12 protein-coding genes are annotated in these 11,486 nt (G+C 68.5%); 5 read left to right on the top strand and 7 right to left on the bottom strand.

Annotation, left to right across the window (positions count from 1 at the left end; translation table 11 throughout):
* Positions 1-56: 56 nt before the first annotated feature.
* The 6 genes from aroH to AB0M24_RS38160 form a co-directional block, all read right to left on the bottom strand.
* A complete protein-coding gene (aroH, locus tag AB0M24_RS38185) occupies positions 57-419 on the bottom strand; it encodes a chorismate mutase (protein ID WP_363778361.1) in 363 nt (120 codons plus the stop codon).
* 10 nt (positions 420-429) lie between these two features.
* Positions 430-3,504, bottom strand: a complete 3,075-nt coding sequence (locus AB0M24_RS38180) for a S8 family serine peptidase (protein WP_363778360.1) — start codon at positions 3,502-3,504, stop codon at positions 430-432.
* 81 nt (positions 3,505-3,585) lie between these two features.
* Entirely contained in the window at positions 3,586-3,906 is a 321-nt protein-coding gene (locus AB0M24_RS38175) for an STAS domain-containing protein (RefSeq protein ID WP_363778359.1), read from the bottom strand.
* Between the two features lie 10 nt (positions 3,907-3,916).
* Positions 3,917-4,663, bottom strand: coding sequence for an ATP-binding protein (locus AB0M24_RS38170; RefSeq protein WP_363778358.1), 747 nt, complete (start codon positions 4,661-4,663; stop codon positions 3,917-3,919).
* Positions 4,663-5,607 (bottom strand): hypothetical protein, encoded by a 945-nt coding sequence (locus tag AB0M24_RS38165; RefSeq protein WP_363778357.1) that lies wholly within the window; start codon positions 5,605-5,607, stop codon positions 4,663-4,665. The genes AB0M24_RS38170 and AB0M24_RS38165 overlap by 1 nt, the downstream gene beginning before the upstream one ends.
* 64 nt (positions 5,608-5,671) lie before the next feature.
* On the bottom strand, positions 5,672-6,772 hold the full coding sequence (locus AB0M24_RS38160) for a DUF1015 family protein (RefSeq protein ID WP_363778356.1): 1,101 nt from the start codon (positions 6,770-6,772) through the stop codon (positions 5,672-5,674).
* Between the two features lie 18 nt (positions 6,773-6,790).
* Here AB0M24_RS38160 and AB0M24_RS38155 point away from each other — a divergent pair, with 18 nt between their 5' ends.
* The 4 genes from AB0M24_RS38155 to AB0M24_RS38140 all read left to right on the top strand — a co-directional run bounded on the left by AB0M24_RS38155 (position 6,791) and on the right by AB0M24_RS38140 (position 9,867).
* Positions 6,791-7,264, top strand: a complete 474-nt coding sequence (locus tag AB0M24_RS38155) for a TrkA C-terminal domain-containing protein (RefSeq protein ID WP_363778355.1) — start codon at positions 6,791-6,793, stop codon at positions 7,262-7,264.
* Positions 7,265-7,270: 6 nt separating this feature from the next.
* On the top strand, positions 7,271-8,443 hold the full coding sequence (locus AB0M24_RS38150) for a cation:proton antiporter (protein ID WP_363778354.1): 1,173 nt from the start codon (positions 7,271-7,273) through the stop codon (positions 8,441-8,443).
* Positions 8,444-8,506: 63 nt separating this feature from the next.
* Entirely contained in the window at positions 8,507-9,649 is a 1,143-nt protein-coding gene (locus tag AB0M24_RS38145; protein ID WP_363778353.1) for a S8 family serine peptidase, read from the top strand.
* Positions 9,646-9,867, top strand: coding sequence for a hypothetical protein (locus tag AB0M24_RS38140; protein WP_363778352.1), 222 nt, complete (start codon positions 9,646-9,648; stop codon positions 9,865-9,867). The genes AB0M24_RS38145 and AB0M24_RS38140 overlap by 4 nt, the downstream gene beginning before the upstream one ends.
* Here AB0M24_RS38140 and AB0M24_RS38135 read toward each other — a convergent pair whose 3' ends face one another.
* Positions 9,868-10,767 (bottom strand): hypothetical protein, encoded by a 900-nt coding sequence (locus AB0M24_RS38135; protein ID WP_363778351.1) that lies wholly within the window; start codon positions 10,765-10,767, stop codon positions 9,868-9,870. It abuts the gene before it with no gap.
* Positions 10,768-10,896: 129 nt separating this feature from the next.
* Here AB0M24_RS38135 and AB0M24_RS38130 point away from each other — a divergent pair, with 129 nt between their 5' ends.
* Positions 10,897-11,325, top strand: coding sequence for a DUF6319 family protein (locus tag AB0M24_RS38130; protein ID WP_363778436.1), 429 nt, complete (start codon positions 10,897-10,899; stop codon positions 11,323-11,325).
* Positions 11,326-11,486: the final 161 nt, after the last annotated feature.

Genomic DNA, 11,486 nt, shown 5'->3' with positions numbered 1-11,486 from the left:
AAACACCCATTTGGGTGAGTTCAGAAATTCCAGGCCTCACAGAAAGCGACCGGGCTTCAGTGATTCAGATCAGTGCGCAGAGCGGCCGCTCCGCGCAGGTACACGTGCTTCACCGACGAGCGCGGCAGATCGGTTTCCACGTGCGCCAGCAGGCGAATCACCCGCGGCATCGCGCCCGGCACCGCGATCTCCGTGGCGGAGAGCAGCGGCACGTCCGAGAGCCCCGCCTGACGCGCTGCGTAGGCGGGGAACTCGGACGTCAGGTCGGGTGTGGCGGTGAGAACGACGCTGATCAGGTCGTCGGCTGTCAGCGCGTTGCGCTCCAGGACCTCGCGCACCAGCTCGGCCGTCGCTTCCAGCAGCAGGTCGCGCGAGTCCGCGTCGATCTGCGTGGCTCCCCTGATCGCTCGTACCGCCATGGGCCCGACCCTAGCGCGGTACGACCTCGTACGCCCGGATCACCGTGTGCGTGGCCGAGTTGCCGAGAGAATCCGACACCGACATGCGCAGCGAAACGAACGCTTTGCCGTGCGGGTGGAAAAGCAACGCGTGTTTGCCGACTACGAGAGCGCGCTCCCATTTCTTGCCGTCGTCGTACGACACCTCGACGCGCGGCACGCCCACTCGCCCGTATTTCGCACCCTTTTGCTTGTCCACCTTCAGGTCGAGCAAGAACGGCCGACCGGACGGCGCGAGGCCTTGGCTGTCGGTGCGGCCCGACGCGCGTACGACCATCAACGGCAGCGCGGTCTTCGCCTCGGTCGTGCCAGGCGAGTTGAACGTCCACGAAGCCTCGGCGTGCGTGCCGAACGCCGAGTAGGGCGCTGGGCGGTCCGTCACCGTCGAGAGCGTGTACTTGCCCGCGCCGGGCACCGGAGTGGCGATCCAGCCCGGATACGGCGAGGAGGCGATCTCCTTGCCGTCCAACGACAACGTGGTCGAGGCGTTGGCGTAGGAGCCCCACGACTCGGTGTACGCCCAGTCGCCCGCGGTGGAGAACAACGGGATCGAGGCATTGAGCACATCACCGGTCCGCGACAGTCCCCAGTTGTCCTCGTAGGACCCGAGTGACGGTCCGAGTGGCGACCTGTTCCACACCACCGTGTACGACTTCGCCGCGTACGAACGTTTGGGCGACCGCTGGTACTCGCCCCAGCCACCGCCGCGGAACCCGAACGTGCTGTCCCACTCCACATCACGCCCAGGTGTGTAGAACTCGGTTCGCGTAGTAGGTACGGGCATGTCGAGCAGAACGGTCACGTTGGGCGCCCACCCCTTGTAGTACCCGTAGCCGCCACGCACACCAACGGCCGGTGCGCCACCTTGCGACTGATAGGTCGCATTCACGCGTGCCAACGAAGAGTCACGCACCACAAGAGAAGCGGGATCAGGGATCGCTCCCTCGCGCACGAACATCAGGTTGTACACAGCGTCGGACGTCACCAGCACCGGCTGATACCAGAACTGGAAGATCCGCCCGGAGACCCGTGCGGTCGGAGCCACGAACGTGTCCCCGCCGACCGACGAGATCAGCCCGATCCCTGTCGACTTCGAAGCGTTGCCCGAGTACAGCGACAGGAAGAACATCCCGTGCTTCGCGCCCGGCCGATCCACCTTGGGCAGCAACGCAGAGGCCGTCCGCGCGTCGAACCGGACCGAGGTGTCGCCACCAACAACGACTTCCGGCGACGACATCAACGTGGTGTCGCGCTTGTACCCGTACACCATCGCGTGCACGTCGTACCGCCCCTTGGGCACCCGCACAGACCCATGCGCGCCATCGGTGAAGAAGTACCCGTGCGAGACACCGGTGGCCACGTCGATCACCTGCACGGTCGCGAACCACGGATCGCCGCCATCACGGCCCACGACGTCCAACGACAGCGTGTACTTCTCCTCCTCCACCACGGCACCAACGGGCGTCCGAACAACAACACCCGTGCCAGTGGCGACCAACGAACCGCCGAACTGCCCGGCAGCACCAGGCGTGAACGTCACGTCAACGGAAGCCGTACCGCCAGCAGGAACCACAAGAGAAGAAGCACTCAACGAGAACGGCCCGGCAGGTGCCTTCAACGACAACGAAACCGCCGAAGCCGAAGCGTTCGAGTAGGTCACCGTGCGCGTCACGGATCCCCAAGGCCAAGCGTCAAAGGGGAACGACAAAGAAGAAGGCGACGACGTCACCGACTGCCCCAGCGCCCGCGCCACGTCCAGCCGCCCGGCACCCTGCTCGTACACCGAGAGACCGAGCTCCAACGACGACGCCATCACCGCGGACTTCAACTCACCGGCACGCCACGAAGGATGCGCCTGCTTCAGCAACGCCACCGCGCCGGTCACGTGCGGCGTGGCCATCGAGGTGCCGGACGCCGAGGTGTACAACGCGTCCACGGGAGTGCCCATCGACGTCCCCGAAGCCCGCGCCGCCACGATCGACGTGCCCGGCGCCGCGATGTCCGGTTTCACGGCGTAGTCCCCCACACGCGGCCCACGGGACGAGAACGAGCTCAACCCGTCCTGTTTGGTCACAGACCCCACGGTCAAAGCGGAATCGGCCGCGCCGGGCGTCCCCACAGTGCCAGGAGCACCGGAGTTGCCCGCCGCCACCACGAACAACGTCCCGTACTGCGCCGTCAAAGCGTTGACAGCCAACGACATCGGGTCCGTGCCGTCGGTGGGCGCGCCACCGAGGGACAGGTTCACCGCGGTGGCACCGGAAGCCGCCGCCCACTCCATCCCGGCGATGATCGCCGACTCGGGACAGCTGCCGTCGTCCGTGCAAACCTTGCCCACCAACAACCGGGCATCCGGCGCGACACCACGATAGCGACCACCCCGCCCGGCGATGATCGACGCGGTGTGCGTCCCGTGCCCGTACCCGTCGCGAATCCCCGTCCCGGTGAAGTCGCGCGCCTCGGCCACCGCACCGAGATCCGGGTGCGTCGGGTCCCAGCCGCCGTCGAGGTCCGCGATCGTCACACCGGCACCGGTGATCCCCGCGTCCCACGCCGCCGGAGCCCCGATCTGACGCGTGCTCTGGTCCAGCACCACACGAGCCCGGCCGTCCAGCCACACCCGAGCCGACCCGCTCACGGCCGCCTGCCACACCTCGGAAGACGCCCGAACAGCAGTGGCGTTCAACGACGACAACGACTGCACTCCGGGCAAACCGGACACGATCAGCGGCAGCGGCGACCCGACGAACCCCTGCCGTTCCAGCTCCGAGATGTTGAACAGCCGAGGATCCAGCCGCCCGTCCCGCAGCAACGGCGCCGCGTCGGACGGGACGATCGAGATGTCGGGCGTGCCGGTCTGCTGCAGGAAGCTCACCGAAGACCGCCCGGGCCCAGGCCGCACCGCGACCCGCGACGACCCGGTCAGCACCACCTCGTCGCCGGTGATCAACGTGATCACCCGTTCGGCAGGGGGTGGAGCGGCCGAAGCAACTCCCGGTAGACCCAACGCAACTAAAGCAACGACCAGCAGGACAGGTCTGCGCATGAACGTCCCATCACTAGGTGGAACATCCAGCGACCCGCGGCAAGACGGAAAACTAACGCGTCAGTCAGTTTTGAGGAAGCATCATTTGTCGACGACGATGTTGGGGTACCGCACCGTGAGACCCAGCAGGTTCACGACGTAGACGGCCCACCCTCCGCCGAGCAGCACCAGCCGCCGCTCCCCCAGCGCCGTCGCGGTCTCGATCAGCACGTGCAGCCCGCTCGACCCGATGAACGTCAGCGCGCTGAAGTCGATCACCACGTCACCCAGGCCGTCCCCGAACGCGCAGGCCAGAGCCAGTTCGGACCTCAGCAGATCGCTGGTGTTGAGGTCGACCTCGCCGGCGAGCGTCACCACAGCACCGTGGCGACGTACCTCCAGCAGGCCCGGTTCGGGTTCCATTTCGTGCGCCTCACGAGTCGAGAGACAACAGGTCGCGCACCGCCGCGAGCACGCGCAGTGGGTGCGCCGGTTTCGGCAAGTAAGCATCGGCAACAAGAGTCGCCGGCTCGATCGCCGAAACGGCTACAACCGGCACTCCGAACGTCCGTGCGACGGCTGCGAACCGTGTCCCCTCTCCATGAGACGTCAGCAGGTCGACGATCGCCAGTGCCGGAGGACTCTCCAGCGCCGACTCGGCGGCCGCGACGGTCGTCGTCAGCGTGACGTCGTAGCCCTCGGCGTGCAGGAACGCGGCCAGCGACTGGCCGGAGAACCTGTCGCCGTCGACGAGCAACACGCGCGGGCGTCCCGGTGGCGCGGGCAGATCCGGGGCGCCCGCGCGTGACCAGACCCGGACGAGCGCTCGCACGACCGTGCCGGGCCAGGTCGGTTTGCCGGGCCGCACCTGCACCTCGTCGGCGATGCCGAACAGCAGTCGCAGCCCCAGCGGCCGGGCGGACGTCCCGGCTTCGAGGTCGAACACCCCGTCGTCCTCGATGGTCAGCAACACAGCGTGGTCGCGCGGCTCCCACGTCACCCCCACGATCGACGCGCCGGCTCGTTGCACCGCGTTGTCCGCTGCCTCGGACACCGCCAGCAGCACGTCCCGCGCGTCGTCCCCTTTCAGACCCGACTCACCGGCGAGCTCGCGCACGAAAGCCCGGATCTCGGGCAACGACCCCGGGATCGCCGGGAACCACCGGGTCTGCGCGCTCATCACGCGGCGTACGACGGAGCCTCGAGCAACGGCGTGATCAACTCCTTCAGCGTGATCGCACGGCGTCTGCCCGCTTCGAAGTGCAGGGGTTCGAGCTTCTTGCGGGTGCGGGCGGACATCATGTAGTCGGTCTGTGCGACGGCGAGCGCCGCGACCGCCGCCGCTTCGTCCGCGTCTCCCGCCACGAGATGGTTGAGCGACAACGCGATGAGACTGAACGTCCTACTGCGTGTCATGTCATCGCGATACCCCGTGGCCGCCTGCATCAACGCCGTGATGGCGGGCTGCGCGAAACTCACGTCCACAGTGCGTCCGAGAGTTGTGTAGATGGCACCCGTGATGCCCGCGAGGTCGTTCTCGTCGAAGAACGCCGCCCACGGCGCAGCACTGTCCACATCCCCGCGTGCGAACTCGTCGTGCGCACGCCCCAGCATCGCCAGTGCGGGTACCCGCTGCCCCATTTCCGCGTAGCACCAGGCCTGGTTCGCGGCCAGGATCGCGTTCGTGTGGTGACTCGTCGCGATCAGACTCGCCTGCCGGAACATGCCGAGCGCCTCGGCGGGCCCACCGTGGTGCAGATGGACCCGCCCCATCCGATAGCGGATGTTCGCCACCAGGTCCTCGTCCTGGGCGAAGTCCAGGGCGAGGAGGAAGTGGCGGTGCGCGGACCCGCCGAGCCCGGCGTCGAACGCGGTCCACCCCGCGAGCGAGTGCAACTCGGCGATGGCACCGCGGAAGTCACGGCGCACAGCCGCGCTCGCCGAGTGCGCGAACGCCTTGTCGCACCACGACAACAGGGCCTCCACCTGGGTGCGGCACGACCCGCCGCCGTAGCGGTAGTCGACGGCGCGCAACGCGGCCGTCATCGCCCTGAGATGCCTGACGTGCACAAGCCCGATCTTCGAGTGAGGCGAAGGCAACGAAGGTGACACGTCAGCGCGCATGTGCCGAGTTTTCATCGCTGGGGTGATCGGCAACCAGGGCCGAACGAATCCGCCCGGCAGGGCCCTACGGGTGCAGGTCAGCCAGCAGAAGTCCGCTGCGCGGCTTGGGCGTGAAATACGTGCTCTTGCGCGGCATTTTGGTGCCCGCCAGCACTTCTTCCAACGGCACCGGCGCGATCAGCAGCACCGCTTCCGCCTCCACCGTCGGGTCCACGACCGCCCTGAGACAGGGACTTTCGGGGTCCAGCCCCAACGCGGCGTCCAGCAGCAACGACTCGACGACGGCGTGGTCGATCCCTTGTCCCACAGGCAGTTCGACCCTCAACACTTCGTCCGCGCAGCGCACCACCACCACACCGGGCTCCGGTTCCACCACGTAGGGCAACGACGACACCGTCAGCCCGACCCGTTCCCACGCCGTCACCAGATCGGACGCGCCCAACCCGGTGCCCACGATCGCGCGGTGGATCGGCCCGACCCGCAACCCCGGCCCGGACGTGATGAGCGCCAGCAGTCCGGCCAGCCCCGCCTCCCTGGCCGCGGCGACCCGGTGGTTGCCGTCCGCCACGAGCAACGGGTGCGCGCCGGCCGCTTCCAGGAAGGCGTCTTGAAGCTCACCGGGTCCCACGAGCCACACCCAGTGCCTGCGCCCGCCGGAGTCCACAAGCGACACCGCCGGCTCGTCGGTGATGCCGAGCACGAGATCCGTCAGCCCGTCGTGGGGGTTGATCGGGATCAACATGGCCGCGCTCGTGGCGATGCCGAGCGACGCGAGCACCTGACCGCGTTCGGCGACCACGTCCGGGTAGACGTCCTCGGTGTGCTCGATCGCGTCCGGGTCGACGAGGCACAGCAGCCCGCACGCCGTCCCGTCCGGTCCGTCCACCCGGTACGGCGCGACCACGTCCGTCACCTCGCGGTACGCCCGCCGGATCAACGCCGAGAGCTCGGCCCGCGCGTGGGGCAGCGCGTCGAGCAGTCCCGTGCCCGCCGCCAGGGCCGCCGGCGTGCGGTGGGGGTGCTGGACGGCCAGCAACGTGCCGTGCGGGGCTCTGGCGAGCGCTCCGATCACCTGACCGGGTTCGGCGAACTCGTCGACGTCGGGGCCGGGCACGCGGTCGCGCACCACCCACCCGCGTCGCACTGGGCGTACTCGCAGAGTCATCCCAGTATCATGATCTGTGTGAACGTAGAGATCACGCCTTTGCCGGGTATCGGGACGCGCCAGGACTTCATGATCCGCGCCGGACGTCGCGTCGGCGTGATCACGTATCGGGACGGCCGGTTCGAGCTGATCCTCTCCAAGGCGAGCGATCCGGACTCCTGCGCCGCCTCGATACCCCTCTCACCGGAAGAGGCGAACACGCTCGCGGGCCTGCTCGGCGCGCCGCAGCTCGTCGCCCACCTGCGCGAGGAGCACCGCGACATCGCGGGCATCACCACGCGTCAGCTGCCGGTCACGGCGTTCGCGAACCACACTCTCGGCGAGACCGCTCTGCGCACGAGGACCGGTGTGTCCATCGTGGCCGTCGTGCGCTCGGGCAACGCGCATCCGTCGCCCGGCCCCGACTTCATCTTCGAGAACGGCGACCTGGCTGTCGTCGTCGGCACCGCGGACGGCCTCGACGCCGCCGCTGAGATCCTCCACGGCGGTTAAAGCACAGTGCACGAGACAACTCTCGCCATGATCCAGCTCGGCGCGGTGTTCTTCGGTCTCGGCCTGCTCGGCCGAGTCGCGTGGAAGATAGGCATCTCGCCGATCCCGCTCTACCTCGTCGGGGGCCTGGCCTTCGGCGTCGGCGGTTTCGTCCCGTTACACGGCATCCAGGAGTTCACCAGCATCGCCAGCGAGATAGGCGTGGTGCTGCTGCTTCTCCTGCTCGGCCTGGAGTACTCGGCCTCCGAGCTCACGACCGGTTTGAAGCGGTCGTGGATGGCGGGCGTGCTCGACCTGGTGCTCAACTCCGCACCGGGCGCGATCGCGGCGTTGCTGCTCGGCTGGGGTCCCGTCGCGGCGCTGGCGATGGCGGGCGTCACGTACATCTCGTCGTCCGGCATCGTCGCGAAGGTGCTCGGCGACCTCGGCCGTCTTGGTAACCGCGAGACGCCGGTCGTGCTGTCCGTGCTCGTGTTCGAAGACCTCGCGATGGCTGTGTATCTGCCGGTGCTCACGGCTGTGCTGTCGGGGGTGAGCTTCCTCGGCGGACTCACGTCGGTCGGCATCTCGTTGCTCGCGATCACCGTGGTTCTGGTGGTGGCGCTCAAGTACGGCCGGTTCATCTCGGCCATTGTGGACAGTCCGGACCACGAGGTCTTCCTCCTCAAGCTGCTCGGTTCGGCGTTGCTCGTCGCCGGGGTCGCCTCGCAGCTGCAGGTGTCGGCGGCGGTCGGCGCGTTCCTGCTCGGCATCGCGATCTCAGGTTCGACGGCCGAGAACGCCACCCGTTTGCTGGAGCCGTTGCGGGACCTGTTCGCCGCGATGTTCTTCGTCGTGTTCGGACTCAACACCGACCCGCGCTCGATTCCACCTGTTCTTGGAATCGCCGTCGCACTGGCGGCCATCACCACACTCACGAAGATCGTCACGGGCTGGTGGGCGGCGCGCAGGCAGGGCATCGGCAAGATGGGGCGCATGCGTGCGGGCGTGGCGCTGGTCGCGCGCGGAGAGTTCTCCATCGTGATCGCGGGCCTGGCGGTGGCGTCTGGCCAGGTGGACGGTCAGCTGGCGGCGCTCGCGACCGCGTACGTGCTGCTGATGGCGATCCTGGGGCCGATCGCGGCCAAGTACGTTGAGCCAATCGGGGAATTCTTTCAACGCAGACGCCAAATGGCCTGAAACAAGTGCCCCGAAGTGACGACTCTCTAGTGAGGGCTACACGGAGAGTGGGGCGAGAACGTCATGACCGAACCCGTGGAGGAGTTCACCGGGCGGTTCCTGGTGCTGCTGCAGGAAGACGCCGTCGATGAGGGGGTGGCCGAGCTCGGCGCGATCGCCGGGTTCGACCCGAACAGCGGCGACCTCGACGCGGACACCGTGCAGGTGTTCCCCGAGTTGGGCGTCGCGGTGGTGTCCGCGGACCCGAACCTGCTGGCCGAGCTGAACGGCGCCGCCGCGCGCCCCGGCCCGGTCCAGATCGTCGAACCGGAACGCGTCGTGCACCTGATCAAGGACGCCGACCCCGGCACGGCGGAAGAAGAGTCGAAGCTGACCTGGGGCCTGCAGGCGACGGGTGCGGCCGTCAGCACCGCGACCGGCAAGGGCATCAAGATCGCCGTGCTGGACACCGGATTCGAGAAGAACCACCCGGACTTCGCGGGTCGCACGATCACCACGAAGTCGTTCATCACCGGCGAGGACGTCCAGGACGGCCACGGCCACGGCACGCACTGCATCGGCACGTCGTCGGGCCCGCGCACGCCCGCCACGCTGCCCGGCTACGGCGTCGCGTACGAGGCGGAGATCTTCGCGGGCAAGGTGCTGTCGAACGCGGGTTCCGGCTCCGACGGCGGCATCCTCGCGGGCATCGAATGGGCGATCACGAACGGCTGCGCGGTCATCTCGATGTCCCTGGGCGCCGACGTCCCGGTGAACACGCCGTACTCGCAGGTGTACGAGACCGTGGCCCAGCGTGCCATGGCCAAGGGCACGCTGATCATCGCCGCGGCGGGCAACGCCTCGTCGCGTCCGGCCCGCATCGCCCCGGTCGGTCACCCGGCTCGTTGCCCGTCCATCATCGCGGTGGCCGCCATCGACGTGAACCGCGCGATCGCGTCGTTCTCGTCCGGCTCGGCGGACAAGATCGGCCAGATCGACGTGGCGGGCCCCGGCGTGGACGTCTACTCGTCGTTCAAGCTCCCGCAGCAGTACGCCCGCCTGCGCGGCACCTCGATGGCCACTCCGCACGCGGCCGGCATCGCGGTGCTCATCGCTCAGGCGACGGGAGCGCGCGGCTACGAGCTGTGGGCACGCCTGTCGTCCACGGCGCTGCGGCTGCCGCTGCCCTCCACCGACATCGGCAGCGGGCTCGTCCAGGCGCCATGACCACCTCGGTCGACCAGGTGATGGTCTCCGTGACCGAAGGCAGCCTCCCGAAGGTCCTCGACGACCTGAGGGAGGCCGGCCTGGTCATCGACACGGTTCTGGAGGCCCTCGGCGTGGTGACCGGCACGGCGGAGGTGCGTTCGATCCCCGCGCTGCAGGCCGTGCCGGGCGTCATCGACGTCGAACGGCAGTGGCGCGTGCAGCTCCCGCCGTACTGATCACTTCAGCCCCGGGACGACGACGCTGAGCACGCTGACAGCGAGCGGCGCGAGCAGACCGAAGGCGGCGGTGAGGCTCTTGGAGACGGTCACGTCCGCGCCGAGGACGCTCGTGAGGCGCGCCCGGCCGTCGACCCAGTCCGCGGTGGGCCGGGCGTCGTCGGGCAGCGGGTAGCACTGGTCCACGAACAGCAGACAGCGCGTGCGCCACGCGACAAACGTTGGCACATATAGGAACAGCGAGATCGCGGTGAACAGCGCGCCGTAGAGCAGCACCCACTCGGGCGGGAACTTCTCCTGCGGGATGCCGGTGGCCAGGAACGCCTTGCGCTGAGCTCCCGAACAGACCACCGCGATGGTCACGATCGTCGCCAGCACCGTCAGGCAGACACCGATGGAGCGCCGGCAGTCGATCAGACCGGCGAGCACGGCGTCCGCTCGCGTCGGCGGGTCTGTCGGCCCCTCCAACGCCTCCGACATCCGGCGCAACCGCGTGGCGACCAGCCACAGCCCCAGCACCGTCGGCGCGGCCGCGGTGAGCGCGAGCAGGACCAGCACGCGCGACACCTTCAGCGCCGCGGTCGGCTGCAACTGCGCGAGCGGCCCGCCACCTCCGGCCCACAGGAAGGCCATGATCGCCCCGGCGAACGCGACGTAACAGAGCAGAGGGCCGCGGCCGCGCACACCGGCTTCGCGCCACCCGGTCGCCTGGGGCAGCGCGTGGAAGAACAAGAACGCGAAGACCACGGCGGAGGCGGCGACCAGAGCGGACCAGACGCTGAACTCGAACGCCCCCTTGCCGTTCGGCACCACGATCGCCCCGACCAGAGAGGCGAGCCCGGTGAACGCCACGAGCCCCGCCACGGCGGTGAGCACGGGCCATGACCAGTGTTTGCGCAACCGGATCCCCTCCCCGCACCAAATCCTCCTCGGCAGCGCAATAGGCTCATGGCTGACCCCATTGCCGCCCGATCGAACACGTGTTCTAGGATGCGCGCCGGGTCAGTCGTTGCGGAGAGAGGAAACCTGATCGTGTCGGACACGCTCACCGAGGTGCAGGACGTCGAGGAGACCGTCGTGGAGGAAACCCCCGCGCCGGCCCCCGAGGTCGAAGCCCCCAAGGCCGAGGCTCCGGCTCCCAAGGCCGAGAAGCCGAAGGCCGGCCGCCCCAAGAGCACGGCCAAGAAGACTCGCACCGTCGAGCTCACGCTCACGGTGACCGGTACCGCCGAGGGTGAATGGCAGGCCGACCTGGTCCACGGCACGCAGCGCGTCGTGTCGGGCCTGGTGATCCCGGCCATCGCCGTGGCCAAGGCGGCCAAGGAGCTGCACGAGTCCATCGCTGAGGGCATCGAGGGTGTCCTGGAGGCGGCGCGCGACCAGCACCGCACCCGCATGGAGGAGCTGGAGGCCGAGCTGGCCAAGGTGAAGGCCCAGCTCGCCGAGCTCTCCGAGTAACACAGCACGAACGAGAGGGGCGGCCCGCAAAAGCGAGCCGCCCCTCTCGGCGTTCATGCGACTGTTAATCGCAGGGTTACTGGTTCGAGTCCAGTTGGGGGAGCGTAACAGCAGGTGAGGCCCCATCCGATCATGGATGGGGCCTCACCTCGTTTCACGGA

The organism is Lentzea sp. NPDC051838, assembly GCF_040681245.1.
GTDB lineage: Bacteria > Actinomycetota > Actinomycetes > Mycobacteriales > Pseudonocardiaceae > Lentzea.
This window is presented reverse-complemented; position numbering and strand designations above follow the sequence as displayed.

Bases quoted from the DNA above. Each gene is read 5' to 3' on its own strand.
- aroH (WP_363778361.1), bottom strand. From the start codon at position 419: ATGGCGGTACGAGCGATCAGGGGAGCCACGCAGATCGACGCGGACTCG.
- AB0M24_RS38180 (WP_363778360.1), bottom strand. From the start codon at position 3,504: ATGCGCAGACCTGTCCTGCTGGTCGTTGCTTTAGTTGCGTTGGGTCTA.
- AB0M24_RS38175 (WP_363778359.1), bottom strand. From the start codon at position 3,906: ATGGAACCCGAACCGGGCCTGCTGGAGGTACGTCGCCACGGTGCTGTG.
- AB0M24_RS38170 (WP_363778358.1), bottom strand. From the start codon at position 4,663: ATGAGCGCGCAGACCCGGTGGTTCCCGGCGATCCCGGGGTCGTTGCCC.
- AB0M24_RS38165 (WP_363778357.1), bottom strand. From the start codon at position 5,607: ATGCGCGCTGACGTGTCACCTTCGTTGCCTTCGCCTCACTCGAAGATC.
- AB0M24_RS38160 (WP_363778356.1), bottom strand. From the start codon at position 6,772: ATGACTCTGCGAGTACGCCCAGTGCGACGCGGGTGGGTGGTGCGCGAC.
- AB0M24_RS38145 (WP_363778353.1), top strand. From the start codon at position 8,507: ATGACCGAACCCGTGGAGGAGTTCACCGGGCGGTTCCTGGTGCTGCTG.
- AB0M24_RS38140 (WP_363778352.1), top strand. From the start codon at position 9,646: ATGACCACCTCGGTCGACCAGGTGATGGTCTCCGTGACCGAAGGCAGC.